Source organism: Halomonas sp. PGE1 (assembly GCF_013000985.1).
Lineage (GTDB): Bacteria > Pseudomonadota > Gammaproteobacteria > Pseudomonadales > Halomonadaceae > Halomonas > Halomonas alkalicola.
The window spans coordinates 371,418-389,795 of sequence record NZ_CP053032.1 but is presented as its reverse complement, the minus strand read 5'-3'; the positions used below and the strand labels follow the sequence as shown (position 1 = coordinate 389,795).

General features: G+C 64.4%; 16 protein-coding genes and 1 pseudogene. 13 read left to right on the top strand and 4 right to left on the bottom strand.

Translation table 11 applies throughout. The features are described from left to right. The first annotated feature begins 217 nt into the window (after positions 1–217). The 6 genes and pseudogenes from ytfE to HIR79_RS01900 all read left to right on the top strand — a co-directional run bounded on the left by ytfE (position 218) and on the right by HIR79_RS01900 (position 5,704). Complete coding sequence (gene ytfE, locus HIR79_RS01925) at positions 218–874, top strand: iron-sulfur cluster repair protein YtfE (protein WP_169956385.1); 657 nt, start codon at positions 218–220, stop codon at positions 872–874. Between the two features lie 196 nt (positions 875–1,070). Then, a pseudogene (ubiU, locus tag HIR79_RS01920) lies at positions 1,071–2,067 on the top strand (ubiquinone anaerobic biosynthesis protein UbiU). An 11-nt stretch (positions 2,068–2,078) separates the two neighbouring features. Then, positions 2,079–2,999, top strand: coding sequence for a U32 family peptidase (locus tag HIR79_RS01915; RefSeq protein WP_169956383.1), 921 nt, complete (start codon positions 2,079–2,081; stop codon positions 2,997–2,999). Between the two features lie 5 nt (positions 3,000–3,004). After that, entirely contained in the window at positions 3,005–3,745 is a 741-nt protein-coding gene (locus tag HIR79_RS01910) for an anaerobic ribonucleoside-triphosphate reductase activating protein (protein ID WP_169956381.1), read from the top strand. Between the two features lie 24 nt (positions 3,746–3,769). After that, on the top strand, positions 3,770–4,906 hold the full coding sequence (locus tag HIR79_RS01905; protein ID WP_169956379.1) for a helix-turn-helix domain-containing protein: 1,137 nt from the start codon (positions 3,770–3,772) through the stop codon (positions 4,904–4,906). Positions 4,907–5,110: 204 nt separating this feature from the next. Continuing rightward, positions 5,111–5,704, top strand: a complete 594-nt coding sequence (locus HIR79_RS01900; protein ID WP_169956377.1) for a DUF6448 family protein — start codon at positions 5,111–5,113, stop codon at positions 5,702–5,704. 142 nt (positions 5,705–5,846) lie between these two features. Here the strand turns inward: HIR79_RS01900 and HIR79_RS01895 are convergent, their stop codons facing one another. The 3 genes from HIR79_RS01895 to HIR79_RS01885 form a co-directional block, all read right to left on the bottom strand. Beyond that, entirely contained in the window at positions 5,847–6,173 is a 327-nt protein-coding gene (locus HIR79_RS01895; RefSeq protein WP_169956375.1) for a hypothetical protein, read from the bottom strand. A 341-nt stretch (positions 6,174–6,514) separates the two neighbouring features. After that, entirely contained in the window at positions 6,515–7,840 is a 1,326-nt protein-coding gene (locus HIR79_RS01890; RefSeq protein WP_169956373.1) for a sensor histidine kinase, read from the bottom strand. Further along, positions 7,837–8,496, bottom strand: a complete 660-nt coding sequence (locus tag HIR79_RS01885) for a response regulator (protein ID WP_169956371.1) — start codon at positions 8,494–8,496, stop codon at positions 7,837–7,839. Before HIR79_RS01885 ends, HIR79_RS01890 begins: the two co-directional genes overlap by 4 nt. A gap of 166 nt (positions 8,497–8,662) precedes the next feature. Here HIR79_RS01885 and HIR79_RS01880 point away from each other — a divergent pair, with 166 nt between their 5' ends. From HIR79_RS01880 to HIR79_RS01870, 3 genes are read left to right on the top strand one after another with little or no spacing between them, the layout of a single operon-like run. Next, positions 8,663–9,085 (top strand): PepSY domain-containing protein, encoded by a 423-nt coding sequence (locus HIR79_RS01880; RefSeq protein ID WP_169956369.1) that lies wholly within the window; start codon positions 8,663–8,665, stop codon positions 9,083–9,085. A gap of 58 nt (positions 9,086–9,143) precedes the next feature. Beyond that, positions 9,144–9,620 carry a DUF2271 domain-containing protein gene (locus HIR79_RS01875; protein WP_169956367.1) on the top strand — a complete coding sequence of 159 codons (477 nt, stop codon included), beginning with the start codon at positions 9,144–9,146 and terminating at the stop codon, positions 9,618–9,620. A gap of 22 nt (positions 9,621–9,642) precedes the next feature. After that, complete coding sequence (locus tag HIR79_RS01870) at positions 9,643–11,868, top strand: PepSY domain-containing protein (RefSeq protein WP_169956364.1); 2,226 nt, start codon at positions 9,643–9,645, stop codon at positions 11,866–11,868. A gap of 317 nt (positions 11,869–12,185) precedes the next feature. Here HIR79_RS01870 and HIR79_RS01865 read toward each other — a convergent pair whose 3' ends face one another. Then, positions 12,186–13,184, bottom strand: a complete 999-nt coding sequence (locus HIR79_RS01865) for an IS5 family transposase (RefSeq protein ID WP_169956362.1) — start codon at positions 13,182–13,184, stop codon at positions 12,186–12,188. 152 nt (positions 13,185–13,336) lie between these two features. Between HIR79_RS01865 and HIR79_RS01860 the strand changes: the two genes are divergently transcribed. From HIR79_RS01860 to HIR79_RS01845, 4 genes are all read left to right on the top strand, one after another. After that, entirely contained in the window at positions 13,337–14,623 is a 1,287-nt protein-coding gene (locus tag HIR79_RS01860; protein WP_169956360.1) for a ferredoxin reductase family protein, read from the top strand. 210 nt (positions 14,624–14,833) lie between these two features. Then, positions 14,834–15,976 (top strand): helix-turn-helix domain-containing protein, encoded by a 1,143-nt coding sequence (locus tag HIR79_RS01855; RefSeq protein WP_169956358.1) that lies wholly within the window; start codon positions 14,834–14,836, stop codon positions 15,974–15,976. Between the two features lie 217 nt (positions 15,977–16,193). Beyond that, the gene (locus tag HIR79_RS01850; protein WP_169956356.1) at positions 16,194–16,427 is read left to right on the top strand and encodes a heavy-metal-associated domain-containing protein; all 234 of its coding nucleotides are present in this window, start codon (positions 16,194–16,196) and stop codon (positions 16,425–16,427) included. A gap of 61 nt (positions 16,428–16,488) precedes the next feature. After that, entirely contained in the window at positions 16,489–18,348 is a 1,860-nt protein-coding gene (locus tag HIR79_RS01845; protein ID WP_169956354.1) for a heavy metal translocating P-type ATPase, read from the top strand. Positions 18,349–18,378: the final 30 nt, after the last annotated feature.

The following is an 18,378-nucleotide window of genomic DNA, read 5'->3' as shown; positions in this document are numbered from 1 at the left end:
TCGGTCAAGTGGATGGCACCGAATAACGCCATCAGCGTCCCCACGCCCCGGGCGATGAGGGGCGAGATGGGGGGCGACAATTTGCCCCATGTCAGCCTCGCCTTAAAGAGGTATTAAATATACATCTTTAAGGCGCTACCTCGATCCACCTGCCAGCGACGTCGGTTATTCCACCCCGCCAGTCGGGCAGAGCACATCACCCCAGGAGGACCTCACTATGAGCCTGATCGAACAGACCGTCGGCCGCACCGCCCTGACCCTGCCGGGCGCCACCCGGGTATTTCGCGATCACAACATCGACTTCTGCTGCGGCGGACGCATCAGCCTGCGCGAGGCCGCCGAGCGCATCGGCCTCGCGCCCGAGGCTCTGGTCGCCGAGCTCGAGGCACTGCCCGCCGGCGCGAGCGACGAGCGCGACTGGCAGTCGGCCAGCAACGACGAGCTGATCGACCATATCCTCACCCGCTACCACGACGTCCACCGCCAGCAGCTTCCGGAGCTTGTGCGCATGGCGCGGCGCGTCGAGCAGGTCCACGGTGAGCGCGACAGCTGCCCCAATGGCCTGGCCGACCTGCTCACCACCATCCATCAGGAGATGGAGAGCCATATGCAGAAGGAGGAGCAGATCCTCTTCCCGATGCTGCGCCGGGGGATGGGCGCCCAGGCCCAGGGACCCATCGCGGTGATGCGCCACGAGCATGATGACCACGGCGAGAACCTCGAGCAGGTGCTGGCGCTGACCGACAACATCACCCCGCCCAAGGGTGCCTGCACCACCTGGCGCGCCCTCTACACCGGGCTGCGCGAGTTCCGCGACGACCTGATGCAGCACATCCACCTGGAGAACAACCTGCTCTTCGAACGCGCCGGCTGAACGATGCCACGCTGGCCCGCCCGCCACGGCCCCCGATACCGGGGGCCGTTTGCGTTCAGGAACGCCTGGTTTCAGGAAAAAGTGCCGACGCCTGGCGCGCCCGCAGACCCAACCCGGGGTCGCCATGACCCGCGTCAAAAGACCGCCGGGGATAGTCGACTAGCATGGTCGGGATTCCCACCACAGGAGGCTCACCATGGAGCTCGTCTGCCCCGCCGGCAACCTGCCTGCCCTGAAGCGCGCCGTGGATGAAGGGGCCGATGCCGTCTATTTCGGCTTCCAGAACACCACCAACGCCCGCCAGTTCGCCGGGCTCAACTTCACCGACAAGCGCGCCAGGGAAGGGATCGACTACGCCCACGCCCGCGGCAAGAAGGTGTTCTGCGCCATCAACACCTACCCGCAGCCCGACGGCTGGGCGCTGTGGACCCGCGCCGTGGACCAGGCCGCGGAGCTTGGCGTCGATGCCCTGATCATGGCCGACATGGGGCTGCTCGACTACGCCGCCCGCCGCCACCCGGACCTCGCCCGCCACCTCTCGGTGCAGGGCTCGGCCACCAGCCATGAGGCCCTGCGCTTCTACCACGACCAGTTCGGCATCAAGCGCGCCGTGCTGCCGCGGGTGCTGTCGATCACCCAGGTGCGCGACCTCGCCAAACAGAGCCCAGTGGAGCTCGAGGTATTCGCCTTCGGCAGCCTCTGCATCATGGCCGAGGGGCGCTGCTACCTCTCGTCGTATCTCACCGGCGAATCCCCCAACACCCGCGGGGTCTGCTCGCCGGCCGCCCACGTGCGCTGGGAGGAGACCCCCGAGGGCCTGGAGTCGCGGCTGAACGGCGTGCTGATCGACCGCTACGGCGAGGGCGAGAACGCCGGCTATCCGACGCTGTGCAAGGGGCGCTTCGAGGTGGGGGGGCGAGACCTACCACGCCATCGAGGAGCCCACCAGCCTCAACACCCTGGAGCTGCTGCCCGAGCTCGCGGAGCTCGGCATCAGCGCAGTGAAGATCGAAGGCCGCCAGCGCAGCCCGGCCTATGTGTCAAAGGTGGCCGGCATCTGGCGCCAGGCCCTGGATCGTCTGGAGCGAGCCCCCGGCCGCTTCCACGCCGAGCCCGCCTGGATGACCGGCCTCGGCGAGGTCTCCGAAGGCAGCACCACCACCCTGGGCGCCTACGAGCGCCGCTGGAAATAGGAGAGAGCCCCATGTCCGACACCCCCACGCTCCAGCTGTCCCTGGGCCCGGTGCTCTTCTACTGGACCCGCGAGCGCTACGCCGACTTCTATCGCGAGGCCGCCGACTGGCCGGTCGAGATCGTCCACCTGGGCGAGTCGGTCTGCTCGCGGCGCCGGGACATGAAGCTCGACGACTGGCTGGGGCTGGGCCGCGAGCTAGCCCAGAGCGGCAAGCAGGTGGTGCTCTCGAGCCAGACGCTGATCGAATCCGAGGCCGACCTGCGCGACCTGCGCAAGCTCTGCGACAACGGCGAGTTCCGGGTGGAGGCCAACGACCAGAGTGCCCTGCAGCGCCTCTCCTCGGCCGGCCTGCCCTTCGTCGCCGGTGCGGCGCTCAACCTCTACAACCCGGCCACACTTTCCGTGCTGGCCCGGGCCGGCATGCAGCGCTGGCAGGCCCCGGTGGAGATGTCGAAGGACGACCTCGCCCGCCTGCTGGCCGACTGTCGTGACGAGGGCCTCGAGGCGCCCTGCGAGGTGTTCGCCTATGGCCACCTGCCGCTGGCCTGGTCGTCGCGCTGCTTCACCGCACGGCGCTACCAGAAGCCCAAGGACCGCTGCCAGTTCGTCTGCCAGAAGCACCCGGAGGGCCTGGCCCTGCGCTCCCAGGAGTCCCAGCAGGTATTCACCCTGAACGGCATCCAGACCCTCTCGGGGGCCTGCCAGGACCTGCGCCACGAGGTGCCGGACATGGCCGGGATGGGCGTCGGCGTGGCACGCCTGAGCCCGCGCCCCGAGGGCATGGCGGAGGTGGTCACGGCCTTCGATGCCGCCCGCCGCGGCGAGCTGCCCACCCCCGATCCACTCAGCCTGGTCGACGCCGAGATCTGCGACGGCTACTGGCACGGCCGCCCCGGCATGGACCACAGCCGAGCCGCCAGCCTGGGGTGAGCGCCATGGTGATCCCCCTGGTCCCCGAGCCCGGTGCCGTGATCCGTCTGCCCATTGCCGGCTTCGAGGCCCGGGACGACCACGCCTTCCCGGGTCGCCGGGCGGCGGTGGTCTACCTGCAGGGTTGTCCGCTGCAGTGCGGCTACTGCGAGACGGCGAGCAGCATGGGGCCGGCCCGCCGCGCCGCCCCGGGGGAGTGGCCGGCCATGGAGGCACTGCTGGCGGCTCGGGCAGGCGAGATCGATGCCGTGGTCTTCAGCGGCGGCGAGCCCACCCTGCATCCTGATCTGCCCGCCGCCGCCGACGCCTGCCGGTCACTCGGACTGGCGGTGGGCCTGCATACCGCCGGGCCCTACCCGGAGCGCCTGGAGGCGCTGCTGCCGCGGCTCGACTGGGTGGCCCTGGATACCAAGGGGCGCGGTGCCGACTTCGACCGCATCGGCGGCCGGCACGGCATCTGGCAGCGCCACGCCCGCAGCCTGTCGCTGCTGCTGGAGGGCGACATCCCCTTCGAGTGCCGCACCACGGTGCACTGGCGCGACTTCACCCTGGAGGAGCTCGAGCGACTGGCCATGACCCTGGCCGACTGCGGCGTACGTCGCTACGCTATCCAGCTGGCCCGGCGGGAACACTGCCTCGACCCCGGCTACCGGGAAGCGGTGGAGGACGCCCCGCCCCGGGAGGCCCTGGAAACCCTGGCCAGGCGACTCAAGCGCCACTTCGAGCACCTCAAGCTGCGAGGCTGACGCGAACCATCAAGGCGAGCCATCATGTATCTGACCCTGGTCGATCTGCTGCTGGCCACCAGCATCATTCAGTCGCTGGGGCTGGCCGTCTTCCTGCTGTTGCCCGAGACGTTCCGGCTGATCAGCAACCGCCTGCTGGCAGCCAGCGTCCTGACCTTCGCCGCCGGACTCGGTGAGTTCTTTCTCTACTCCACCGGCCTGGCGCTGGAGCACCCCAACCTTGCGTATCTGGGCACCCTGGTCGGCCTGCTGCAGGCGGGCCTGCTCTATATCTATGCGCAATCCCTGATGTATAGCGACTTCCGCCTGCTGCCCCGGCACGCCCTGCACACCCTGCCGTTCTGGGTGATATCCGCGATCTTCCTGGTCGAATACTACCTGCAGCCCACGGAGGTGAAGCTGGAGATCCTGGTCGACCGTGACCACCCGGGAGTCCTCACCTCACCGCTGCTGGCGGTGGCCATCCATCTGGTATTTCTCGGCTATCTGTGGGCCACCATCCACGCCCTGACCCGCTTCGGCACCTCGGTACGACAGCTCTTCTCCAACCTGGAGAACAAGCAGCTGGCCTGGTTGCGCACCCTGCTGATCCTGTACGCCATCGCCTGGCTCATCAGCCTCTTCTACTGCCTCTCCGCCCATGTCTACAGGGATCTCGTGAGTGTCACGGCGGTATCCGCCGTCGGTGCCATTTCCGGCTTCCTGTTCATCAACTATCTGCTGATAAACGCCCTCCGCCAGCCGAGCATCTTCTCGGGGTTGAGCACCGACGAGGTGCAGCTGGCGGAAAGTGAAGCGCCGGGCCGGGCCGCCCTGGTCAGCGCGGAGAACGCCGCGCTGCTGCGCCACCTTGATCGCCACATGGCCGAGGCCCGACCCTACCTGGATGCCAACCTCAGCGTGGACCAGCTGGCCCGCCAGCTCGGCGTCCCCTCCCGGGAGCTGTCGCGGGCCATCAACGAGGGGCTCGGCAAGAACTTCTTCGAGCTCGTCAGCGACTACCGCATCGCCGAGGCCCGCCGTCAGCTGGAAGCCGCCGAAGCCGGCACCACCATCCTCCAGGTGATGTATGACTCGGGCTTCAACTCCAAGTCGGTCTTCAACACGGCATTCAAGAAAGCCACCGGGATGACCCCCAGCGCCTATCGCGCCCGCTCATGACCGCCCGACGCGCTCATCGAGCTGGCCTCGAAGTTCGACTTTCCGAAATACGCCGCAAGAACCATCAAAATATTGATATCAAAGGACTTATGACGAGGTTCGACCGCAGGCCTTCGAACGACCCCGGCGTCTTCACTCCCTAATATGGAAGCACAGTCGATCAGTACCTCGACTGGCCCATCCACGATTTCGGAGCAAGACACCATGACCCTGCCACTTCGCAAACACCTTCTGGCCATCGCTACCACTTCCGCCCTCGCCCTGCCGCTGGCCACCCCCGCATTCGCCCACTGCGATGCCTTGGACGGCCCGGTGATCTCGGAAGCACGACTCGCGCTGGAGTCGGGCGATATCACGCCGGTTCTCAAGTGGATCCCCGCCGACGATGAGGCAGAGCTCGCGTCCATGTTCGACAAGACCCTCGAGGTGCGCGCGCTCGGTGACAATGCCCGGGAGCTGGCTGACCAGCAGTTCTTCGCCAAGTTGGTAGCAACTCACCGCGCCTATGAAGGCGCGCCTTTCACCGGCATCAAGCCGGCCGGTGAGATTGACCCTGCGGTTCAGCTCGCCGACAGGGCGTTGGAAGAGGGCGAGATCGATACCTTTCTGGCCCGCCTCGTCGAGAAGTTCGAACAGGAGACACGCTCGGCCTTCGAGACCACCCTGGCAGCCAGGCAGCGAGCCGGTGATAACCCCGAGCTGGGACGAGAGTTCGTCGATCACTATGTGCACTACGTCCACTATCTGGAGGATGTACACAATGTGATCGCGGGCAACGCCAGTGCTCATGATCACTGAGCGCCAGCCCCCAGAAACGCCATCGCCCCGGGCCACTCTCGTGACCCGGGGCGGTGCGCTCTAACGGCTGACGGCCAGCGGTGCACTCAGCGTTTTTTCAGTTCTCCTTATTTTTCCCTTCCCCATGGCCCATCACGAACGATCAGAGATCATGCAGCGTGACACCGAGCCCCCGCGACCATTCCTGCAGCTTGTTGCGGTGCTCAGTGACGGCGCTCTGCGGTAGCCGGGACATGGGCTCAGGGGAAGACGACGTGGCCTTCACGACGGGCGCTGGCGCAGCCGCCAGGGGCAGCGTGACGCCCAACCCCCTGGACCACTCCTGAAGCTTGTCGTGATGCTCCATGAAGGCGACCTGCGGTATTCGGGGCGTGGTCTCCCAGGAAGCCTGCTCTGCTGCCGCGGGGACGACAACGCCAGCCAGGAGCATTACACCGCTAACGAGACCAATGATATGACGACGGCTCATGATGTTATCCTCCTTCCTCATCGATCGAGGAAGTTTGACTGCCGAGCGGAGGGTTCCACCCGGCTCATCAACAGTCTGGCAAGGCAGGCTTACACGGCGCTGAAAGAACCCAAATATCGATGCATTTTTTCGGCTCGCGCCATGCGCAGTGTCTACCGGATGGAATCGCGACTGCCTATCAGGCCATAGGCTTGCGAACATGCGGGACACTGCCAGCGCCGAGCGCTCCTTGAGCCATGAAGCGACCATAGCAGGTCCATACCGCCGCCCTTAAGGAAGACGTCGTGCATGATGATCAGGTGTCGGGTTTCCATCAGCATACCTTTGACACTTGTCAAGGCTCACGGCGGTAACCGCAGACTCGCCTCGAAACCATCCTTTCGTCCTGACGCAGGGGCGAGGAGCGTCAAGGTGACACCAGCCCCCTCGGCGATCGCCTGGGCGATGGCGAGTCCCAGGCCGGAGCCGCCGGCCCGGGTATTGCCCCGGGTGAAGCGGTCCGTCAGCCGAGCGAGCACCTCCGCCGGAATCACCGGTCCCGCGTTGACCACCCGCAACACGCCTTCGCTCGACAGGGCGACCTCGACGGGCCGATCGTCCTGCCCATGCTTCAGGGCATTTTCGATCAGATTACGCAGCAGAATCGCCAAGGCATCCGGATCGATCGATGAAAGGATTCGCGCTTCCTTGGGCAGTGAAAGTTCGAGGCGCACCGCGGAAACACGGCGAAAGTCGTCGACGACATGAGCGATGATCGGCCGGACGTCCTGGGGTGTTTCGGCCAGGAGGTCACTGCCCTCCGCCTTGGCCAGCTGCATCAGCTTCTCCGACAGCCGCGAAAGCTGGCGCAGCGACGCCTCGATGCGAGCCGCCCGATCCTGCAGCCGCCCCGGCGGCGCTTCATGGCGCAGACGCTGCACCTGGGCCAGGGTCGCCGCCAGGGGCGTGCGCAGCTCATGGGCGCTGTTAGCCGTGAAGCTGCGTTCGGACTCCAGGGCGCGGCGCAATCGCTCCAGCAGATGGTTCACCGCCTCGGCGATGGGCACGAGTTCCGCCGGCAGGCGCTTGCCCTCCACCAGCGACAGGTCCCCTGCCCCGCGCGCCTCGAGCGCATCACGATACGCTCTGACTCCACTCAAGCTATGACGCACGAACCACCAGATGCCAATAAGGCTCAGTGGTATCAGCCCCACCAACGGCAAGAGCAGCATCACGATCGCTTGCCATTTTGCCTGGCGTCGAGAGGCAAGCGGCTCGGCGACCTCGATGAAAAGGGTATCGCTGATCGCGGTGGTGCCGTAGAGCCGATGCGTTGCCGTGCTGCGCAGCCCCGCCTGAGGCGTCTCCGGGAAAGTGGACGGATCGATGTCATGCGAGGCGAGCAACGGCGTGCCATCCATTCCCCGAACCAGGTAGGTAATGTACTCCTCGTGAGGGCGCAGGGCGGCCACCTGCTGGAGCAGGCCGGCATCTTCACGGTTGTAGATTTCGACGACGGCCAGGGACAGGATGCGTTGCGCGGTCTCTTCCAGGGAACTATCGAGGGTCCTGTCGATGGTATGTTCGACGATCAGCGCCGTGACCGTGGTGGCGACCAGCCAGAATAGCGTCACCCCGAGGGTCAAGCCGAGGCCGAGACGACGCTGCAGGCTAATCGGCCGGCTCATCTCCGCCCCAGCCGATAGCCCATGCCACGTACGGTCTCGATGCTGGCATGTCCCAACTTCTTGCGCATGCGGCTGATATGAACCTCTACGGTATTGCTTTCGATCTCCGCGCCGAAGGCATACAGGTGATCCTCGAGTTGAGCCCGGGACAACAGCGCTCCGGGATGTTGCACGAGCGACTCGAGCAGCGCCCATTCCCGTGCCGTCAGCTCGACGCCGTGTCCGGCCCGGAGCACCGAATGATTGACCAGATCGATCTCCAACTCACCCACGCGGATCAGCGGATTGGGATTGCCACTGTAACGCCGCGCCACGGCGGCGATCCGAGCGGACAGCTCCGACAGGTCAAAGGGCTTGACCAGGTAGTCGTCCGCGCCGGCGTTCAGCCCTTCAATACGGTCAGATATCTGATCCCGTGCGGTCAAGATAATCACCGGCGTGGTATCGCCTGCCTTGCGTCGGCGCCTCAGAAAATCGAGTCCTCGGCCATCGGGCAGCATCAAGTCAAGCAGAATCAGATCGTAGGCGGTCGTCGCGACGCTCGCTTCAGCGTGCTTCAAGCACTGCATCCAGTCCACGGCATGGCCATCTTCGCTGATCTGTTCGCGCACCGCCTCGCCCAGAGAGGGCGCATCCTCGATCAGTAATATGCGCATATCCCATTTTCTCCTGAGGTCACAGACACCCTGAGCCTAACGGGTCTGCCTGACGGCAACCTGAACGGGACCGACTCGCCCATACATCGAAGCAGTCGTATCCACGTCAGATTCCTGTCAGGTGATCCGCTTACAGTGACAAGGTGAACATCATCTGGAGAAAACCATGAAAACGCCACTGTTTGTCACCACCACGCTGGCCACCATCCTGGCGAGTGGAATGACCCTAGCCGATGACGACTGTCGTGATCCGGTCGCCGACTGGCAGCCTCACGACGCCCTGCGCCAGCAGCTCGAGGCCAAGGGCTGGGAGGTACGCCGCATCAAGGTCGATGACGGCTGCTACGAGGTCAAGGGCCTCGATCAGGAGGGCAACGAGGTCGAGGCGGAGTACGCCCCGGCATCGCTGCGCCTGCGCAAGCTGGAAATCGAATACGACTACGACGACAAGGAATATGACCGCTCCGACGACGACGACGACGACGACGACGACGACGACGACAGCGAAGTTACCAGCCGGCGCTCGGAGTCTCGCACCGGCCCCGACAGCGGCATCGTCAGCGGCAAGCCGTCCGTCCGCATCGAGTGATGCGTTGTTTCATACGGACGCTAGATGGCCCGATACCAACATGTGACGGAGACAGACGATGAAAAGACTCACCCTTGCTCTTGCCTTCGGCCTTGCCGTTGCCATCGCGCTGCCGGCCCTCGCCCAGGCGCGGGAGGTGACCTTCAATACCGAGCTGAAAAACTACGGAGGCGACGGCGCCTATGTGGCGCTCTACCTTACCGACGCCGACGGCCAATACCAGGGTACGCTCTGGATCGCCGGAGAGAAGTCGAAATACTACAAGCACCTGCGGGACTGGGCGCGAGGCAGCGGTCAGCGCAGCAGTGAATATGACGGACTGACCGGAGCCAGCGTCGGCAGCGGACGCTCCCTGACCATCACCCTGGATCTTGCCGATGAGCTGATCGACGCCGGGTATGAGGTGCGGGTCGACACCGCCGTCGAGGACATGCGCGACAATCGCGCCGACGTCGTCGTCCCGCTGACCACCGAGGGTGCAGGCAAGCCGGTCTCGGGCCGTGGCTACGTCCAGTCATTCAGCTACACCCTCTGACCGCACAAGGAGCACAGAACCCATGCTACGCCAGTTTCATTCGCTACCCGGCCTGATCGCGGCGCTGTTCGTCATCGTTCTCTCGGTGACCGGGGCGATCCTATCGCTCGATCCGGCCCTCGAGCGGTCGGGAGCCGTGGTGCCCGCCGCCGGGCAGGTCAGCGTCGCCGAGCTGGCGGGCAAGGTAGCGGAGCATTACCCGGGGGCCGAGCAGATCGAGCGCACGCCCTCGGGCACCCTGATCGTCTATTACACCCGAGACGGACAGGTGGGCGCCGATCGGGTGGATCCACGCACCGGGCAGGGTATCGCTCCTCATGAGCCGTCGTCGTTCTCGCGCTGGGTGAAGAACCTGCACCGTTCCTTGCTGCTCGATATGCCCGGTCGCGCGGTGGCCGGCATCACGGCGCTAATGATGGTCGTGCTGGCGGTCTCCGGCGCCATGCTGCTGGCCGCTCGCCTGGGCGGATGGCGCCAGTTGCTGCACCCGGTGCGCGGCACGCTGAGCCAACGGCTGCATATCGAGCTCGGCCGGGTAGCGATTCTCGGCCTGCTGCTGTCGGGGCTGACCGGGGCCTACCTCTCCGCGACCACCTTCGGCCTGGCCTCGGAGGGCGTGGCGGCCGAGCCCGAATTCCCGCTGGAGGTCGATGGTGGCCCTCCCGCCGCCATCGATGCCCTGCCGGCCTTGAAGGCAACGGACGTAAGCGACCTGCGAGAGCTGGTCTACCCCTACCCAAACGATCCCATGGACATGTACTCCCTGAGTACCCATCAGGGTGCCGGCTATATCGACCAGGCCAGCGGCGAGTGGCTCTCCTATCAGTCCCATGACGCCACTCACCAGTTTTATGAGTTCATCTACATGCTACACACTGGCGAAGGCCTCTGGTGGCTTGGGCTGATCCTCGGCCTGGCCGCCCTGACGGTCCCGGTGATGGCCGTGACCGGCACGATCATCTGGTGGAAGCGCCACCAATCGAAGCCGAAGCTCGCCGCCAACAGCGGGCCGACCGCCGCGGACAGCGTGATCCTCGTCGGCAGTGAAGGCAATACGACCTGGAGCTTCGTCAGGACCCTGCACGACAGCCTGGTCCAGGCCGGCCACCGTGTGCATACCGCTCCCATGAACCAGCTGGCCCCGCGTTATCGCGACGCGAAACGGCTGTTCATCCTCACCGCGACCTACGGAGATGGCACGGCACCGTCCTCGGCCAACCGGTTCCTGGCGCGGCTCGAAAAGATCACCAAAACGCCCGAGCTCCCAGTGGCCGTACTGGGCTTCGGTGACCGACAGTTCCCGCAATTCTGCGGGTTCGCGAAAGAGGTCGAGGCGACGCTCGCCGCCAAAGGCTGGCCGCAGCTGCTGCCGCTTGACACCATCGACCGGCAGTCAACCCAGGAGTTCGCCCGCTGGGGCCACGCGGTAGGCAAGGTACTCGGCATCGACCTGACGCTGGTCCATACCCCAGTGCGACCACGCACCACCGTGCTGGAACTGGCCGAGCGGGTGGATTACGGCGCCGATGTGCAGGCCCCCACCGCCGTGCTGCGTTTCAAGGCGCCTGAAGGTGGCGGCAAGACCGGCCTGCTGGGCCGCTTGCTAGGGCACACCGGCCTGCCGCATTTCGAGGCCGGCGACCTGGTCGGCATCCTGCCACCGGACAGCCATGTGCCGCGCTTGTATTCGCTGGCCTCCGCCTCGAAAGACGGCACCCTGGAGATCTGCGTGCGCCAGCATCCCAGCGGCCTATGTTCAGGCTTCCTTCATGCGCTGCCGATAGGCGGCACCATCGACGCCTTTATCCAGCCCAACCAGAACTTCCGCCCCGCCTCCGGCAAGGCGCCGATCGTGCTGATTGGCGCGGGTACCGGCATCGGACCGCTGGTCGGTTTCATCCGCCACAACAAGGCGCATCAAGCCATGCACCTCTATTGGGGCGGCCGCAGTCCGCAGTCCGACTTCCTCTATGAGCCCGAACTGAACGTCTATCTCGAGGACAGGCGGCTGACGAAGCTGAACACGACCTTTTCCCGCGTCGATGAGCGCGCCTATGTACAGGACAAGCTCATCGCGAATGGCCCCGAACTGCGCTGGCTGATCGAGAAGGGCGCGCAGATCTTGGTTTGCGGCGGCCGGGATATGGCAAAAAACGTCATGGCGGCGCTGAATGACATAGTCGCACCGCTGGGCATGGACGTGGCGACGCTCAAGGCTCAGGGGCGCTATCGTGAGGACGTTTATTGACCTAAGCCCCTGAGCCACCATGGTGGCATGGCCGCCAATAAAGACGCCCCAGGTCGCTTGCGTCCCGGGGCGTAAGCAAGGCCATGAGGGCAGTTCAGGTCGTCCGGACTGCGTTATCTTCACTCGGAACAGCCTCAGGCCGGAGTGACGGTTTCGAAGCCTGGATTCATAGAGACATTTAAGGAACCACTGAATAAATCGGTTCTGCGCGGCTGAACCGTTCAGTCTGGCCCGATCATCGTCTCAGCGGTCATTACATGACCACTTCAAGTGGCCCGTTTTTCTTGGCAGCCGGTTTTCCGGCTGCCAAGCCAAATTCAAGACACACTGGCCCCGTCGGCATCCCCCTCGCACCTTCTCGCCAGCACCAGGTTGCCGAGGGCGAACAGGGTGAACAGCTGCGCCTGGTTCTTGGCCAGCCCTTTGTAGCGAACCTTCCGGTAGCCGAAGAGGTTCTTGATGACATGAAACGGGTGCTCGACCTTGGCGCGGATGCTGGCCTTGGCCTTCTCGATTGCCAGGAGGAGCGTTTTCATCGGGCTGTCGTCCATCTTCTTGATCGCGCCGCGCTTGGCGGCAACGCAGCACTTGGAATCCGGGGCATCCTTCTCTTCGTCGAGATGCTTCCACATGCCGGTGTAACCCGCGTCGCCGTATACCCGCTTGTCATCCTCCCGGACCAGAGCACCGGCCATGGTGACATCGGCGACGTTGGCCGAGGTCGCGACGACACTGTGAGTCAGTCCGGTGACGGCATCGACGCCGATATGGGCCTTCAGGCCGAAGTACCACTGGTTGCCCTTCTTGGTCTGCTTCATCTCCGGATCGCGCTGCTTGGCCTTGTTCTTGGTGGAAGGAGCCGCTGCCACGATGGTGGCGTCGACGATGGTGCCCTCGCGCATGAACAGGCCCTGCTCAGCCAAGTGGGCGTTGATCTCTTCGAAGATCCGCTGGGTCAGCGCATGCTTCTCCAACAGATGACGGAAGCGCAGCAGCGTGGTCGCGTCCGGTACGCTCTCGATGGCCAAATCGATACCCACGAAGTCACGCATCGCCTGGCTATCGTAGATCGCATCTTCGAGCGCCTCGTCGGCGAGCGCATACCACTGTTGCAAGAAGTAGATCCGCAGCATGCGCTCCAGGCCGATGGGCGGACGGCCGCGCTTGCCCTCTGCATTCGGGAAGTAGGACGGCGACAGCGCGTCGATGAGCCGTTGCCAAGGCACCAGCGCCTCCATCTGGGCCAGGAACCGCTCGCGGCGGGTCACTTTCTTCTTGTTCTGGTGCTCTGCCTGGGCGAAAGAGATCTGCTTCATCGGGTGGCTCGGTCAGGTGGTGACAGGGTGGCCAGATTTTACCCCGCCGACGGCTGCCAGGCAGCTGTGGCGGGATGTGTGCAGCGTTTCCTTAAGGCTGGTGTCAGGTTAAGGCTTCAGAATTTAAACAAACTTAAGCCGGAGTTTGTTTTATGCCTAACATACGTACCAGCATCACCCTTTGCCTGCTTTTGGCAACTCAAATCAGCTTCTGGGCCCCGGGGCTGAGCTATGAGCAGTTACTGACACTCAGTGGATACCTTGCCATCAATTTCATGTCCATCACCATGGTGCTGGCTACCCGGCCTGGATGGCTGGAGTCGCCGTTGGGTGGTCTGGACAGCATGTATCAGCTGCATAAATGGACCGGTATTCTGTCCGTAAGTTTTGCGCTGACACACTGGCTGACCGAAATGGCGGATGATGGTCTCGAAGCGCTGTTTGGCTCGGATCGGAGCTTGCAGGAAGCACACTTTTCGGGCCTGCTGGACGGCCTCCAGGATGGCGCTGAAGACTTGGGCGAACCCGGCCTGTATCTGTTGCTGTTTCTGGTTGTCATTACCCTGACCCGGTTGGTGCCCTACTATTACTGGCGTTACCTGCACCGGGTGATGCCGCTGATTTATCTGGCACTGGCAGCCCATGCAGTGTTGTTGGCTCCGCTGAAGTGGTGGCAACAACCCACCGGCTGGCTGATGGCACTGTTGATTGTGGGTGGTGCCGCCGCAAGCCTGCAATCGCTGACCGGGCAAATTGGAAGGACCCGCCGCTACAAAGGACTGGTTCAGGCCATCAAGCAGACATCATCCAACATCACGGAAGTCGTCTGTGACATGGGCAGGCGGTGGCCAGGGCATCAAGCCGGACAATTCGCCTTGGTGACCTTCGACCGGATTGAAGGGGCGCATCCTTTTAGTCTGTCCAGCGCTGACAACGGCAGCGGGCAGCTCAGTTTCCACATCAAGGCACTGGGAGACTACACCCGCGATATTCCGCAACGGCTCAGCAGTGGCCAGGCAGTTACGATCGAAGGCCCTTATGGTCGTTTTGATCCCGCCAGCGGCAGAAAAAACGCCCAGCAGATCTGGGTGGCCGGTGGCATAGGGGTCACGCCGTTTCTGGCGGCGCTGGAGAAACGCCTGTTCGATGCCGACCCCGCACGCCCGGCGATCACGCTGCACTACTGCACCGCCGGCGCCGTGGATGATCCGATGGTGGCTCGCCTGCAACGGCTGACGGAACAACTGCCGGATGTCTCGCTGCATCTCCACGACAGCCGGCAGGGACAGCGATTGACCGCGGATCGACTGCGTCTCCACGACCGCCGAGTGGATCTCTGGTTCTGCGGACCCAAGGGCCTGGCCAGCACCCTGCGCAGTGGCCTGAAGCAGCGCTCGCTTTCCCTACGTTTTCATCAGGAAAGCTACCAGTTCCGCTGAACGGCCGGGGCGCGGCCACGACGCGCTACACTGCGGCCAGCCACAGCCGGAGTCGCCGCCGGGGCAGCCATCCAGCATGCTCGGTTCGGCGTTGCATTCCGAGCAGTGGCGAGCACGGGAGGCGTCGCCGCCAGCCGGCGATGCTCGCCTCGTCCCGCGAGGCTGTGGAAGGGCTGGCGCGACTGAGCGTAGAGGAAGCGGAGAAGCAATATGTACCTGACATTGGTCGATATCCTGCTGATCACCAGTATCGTGCAGTCTCTGGCCCTGTCTGCTTTCCTGCTGCTGCCGGAGACGTTCCGCGTGGTCAGCAACCGCCTGCTGGCAGCCAGCGTTCTCACCTTTGCCGCGGGCCTCGCCGAGGTCTTCCTCTATTCCACCGGGCTCGCCCTCGAGCATCCAAACCTGGCCTATCTGGGCACCCTGATCGGCCTGCTCCAGGTGAGCCTGCTCTATCTCTACGCGAAGTCGCTGATGTATCGTGACTTCCGGCTCGTTCCTGGGCACGCCATCCACAGCCTGCTGTTCTGGGTGATCTCAGCCATCTTCGTGGTGGAGTACTACCTGCAGCCCGGCGAGGTGAAGCTGCAGATCCTGATGAGCCGCGACCACCCGGGAGTCCTCGCCTCACCACTGCTGGCGGTCGCCATCCATCTGGTATTTCTCGGCTACCTGTGGGCCACCATCCGTGAGCTCGGCAGCTTCGGCACCACGCTACGACAGCTCTTCTCCAATCTCGAAAGCAAGCAGCTGGCCTGGCTGCGCACGCTGTTGATCGGCTACGCCTGTGTCTGGACCGTCAGCCTGTTCTACTGCCTCTTTGCGCATATCTACAAGGATCTTGTGAGTGCCACGGCGGTATCCGCCGCCGGAGCCATTTCCGGCTTCCTGTTCATCAACTATCTGCTGATACACGCCCTGCGCCAGCCAGGCATATTCTCGGGATTGAGTGCAGAAGAGGTGCAGCTGGCGGAAAGTGAAGCGCCGGGCCGGGCCGCCCTGGTCAGCGCGGAGAACGCCGCGCTGCTGCGCCACCTTGATCGCCACATGGCCGAGGCCCGACCCTACCTGGATGCCAACCTCAGCGTGGACCAGCTGGCGCGCCAGCTCGGCGTGCCCTCCCGGGAGCTGTCGCGGGCCATCAACGAGGGGCTCGGCAAGAACTTCTTCGAGCTCGTCAGCGACTACCGCATCGCCGAGGCCCGCCGTCAGCTGGAAGCCGCCGAAGCCGGCACCACCATCCTCCAGGTGATGTATGACTCGGGCTTCAACTCCAAGTCGGTCTTCAACACGGCATTCAAGAAAGCCACCGGGATGACCCCCAGCGCCTATCAAGCGCAGCACTCCGCCTAGCCAGCCCTCCCCCCTCCCTCTTTCCGGTTCGACTTTCATCAAACTGAACCTAGAACTCATATCCCATTGATATATAAGAAGTTTTCAGCAACAAAGAAAAAGGTTCGAGTCCGCACTACCGAACGACCCGACAGGGTCCGCTCGCTATGATGGAGTCAACGCTGAGCAGCCAACTTCTGGCCTGGCTCATGACTTCACCATGACGGAGCAGACGACCATGACGACTTCCACTCTGAAAACCACCACCCTGCGTTCCGACGAGTTCTCCTGCCCCAGCTGTGTCGACAAGATCGAAACCCGGCTCAAGGGGCTCGAGGGCGTCGAGTCCGCCGAGGTGAAATTCGCTTCCGGCCGGGTACTCGTCAGCCACGATCCGGCAAAGGCCTCGGTGCGCGCCCTGGTCGATGCCGTGGCCGAGGTCGGCTTCAACGTCAAGCCTTCGGCCATCTGAGCGGAGCGTTCGCGCAGGCAGGGGGCACTCCCGCCCCCCGCCAATCGTCCAGGAGAGACTCATGAAACAATGGAACACCTGGGGCGTGGTCATCGCCTCTGGCCTGTTGATCATCGCGTCCTGGCTCACCGGCTCGGACCTGCTGATGATCGCCGCCGCCGCGGTGGCGGGCTACCGGATTGCCATCTCCGCCTACCAGGCCCTGCGCATCAAGACCATCTCCATCGACCTGCTGGTCATCGTCGCCGCGGTCGGCGCCCTGTTCATTCACAACTACTGGGAATCCGCCGCGGTGACCTTTCTCTTCGCCCTCGGCGGCGCCCTGGAAAGGGCCACCCTCAACAGGACCCGCCAGGCCCTGTCGGACCTGGTGGACGCCGCCCCCGAAACGGCGACCGTGCTGCGCGACGGTGAGCCGCAAACCGTCGAGGTGTGGGAGCTGGTGCCCGGCGATACCGTGCTGATCAGGAACGGCGAGCAGGTGCCCGTGGATGGCACCGTCGTCTCCGGCCATGGCGGGGTGGACGAAGCCAGTATCACCGGCGAGTCGGTGCCTGCCGAGAAGGCCGAGGGCGTGGAGGTATTTGCCGGCACCTGGCTACGCTCCGGCGTGCTGCGCGTCAAGGCCGTCGGCATCGGAGCCGACACTGCCCTGGCCAGAATCATCCATCGCGTCGAGGACGCCCAGGATGCCAAGGCCAGGACCCAGACCTTCATGGAGAAGTTCTCCCGATACTACACGCCCGGGGTGATGCTCACTGCGCTGATCATCGGCCTGCTGACGCGCAACGTGGAGCTGGCCCTGACCCTGCTGGTCATCGGCTGTCCGGGCGCACTGGTCATTTCCATCCCGGTGTCCATCGTCGCTGGCATTGGCCGCTCGGCCCGGGACGGTGTGCTGATCAAGGGCGGTGAATACCTTGAAACTGCCGCTCGGGTCAGCGCCGTGGTGGTCGACAAGACCGGCACCCTGACCAACGGACGCCCTGAACTGACCGACGTGGTGGCGCTGGATGACGCCTGGAGCGAGGATCAAGTTCTCACGCTGGCCGCCCGGGCAGAAACCGCCTCCGAGCACCCCCTGGCGGAAGCGATCATTCGCGGTGCCGAGCAGCGCAAACTTTCCGTCGAGATGGTGGAGCGGGCCGAACCGGTAACCGGCAAGGGTATCCGTGCCGAAGTCGACGGCCACACGGTTACCGTGGGCTCTGCAGCCTTGCTCGACCACACACCGGATAACGAACGCATTTTAGCCCTTAACGCGGCCGGCAAGACGGCCATGTTCGTGGGAGTCGACGGGCGCGCCGTGGGCATCGTCGCCGTTGCCGATACGATCCGCGACGACGCCCCGGCCGCGATCCAGGCCCTGCACGCCAGGGGTATCAAAGTGATCATGGCCACCGGTGACGCCCGGCGTGTCGCCGAAAGCGTGGCGACGGAGCTTGGCGTGGACGAAGTGCACGCCGAGCTGCTGCCCGAGGACAAGCTGACGCTGGTCGAGGCGCTGCAGCGCCAGGGACATACCGTGGCCATGGTGGGCGACGGCGTCAACGACACCCCGGCGCTCGCCCAGGCCGACATCGGAGTGGCCATGGGCGCCGCCGGCTCACCCGCCGCCATCGAAACCGCCGATATCGCGCTGATGGCCGACCGCCTGCCCCGCCTGCCCTATGCCCTGGGCCTGGCCAGGCGGACGGTGAACACCATGCGACTCAATATCGCCATCGCCCTGCTGACCGTGGCCGTGCTGCTGGCCGGGGTGCTCTTCGGCGGCGTGACCATGGCCATCGGCATGCTGGTTCATGAAGCGTCGGTACTGCTGGTCATCCTCATCGCCATGCTGCTGCTGCGTCCCACCCTCAAGGAGAACAGACAGACAACAACGCAGCACCATGAACCCGCGGATGCCCTGGCGTCATGATCGCCGGCAGCATCCTTCCTTACCACCACC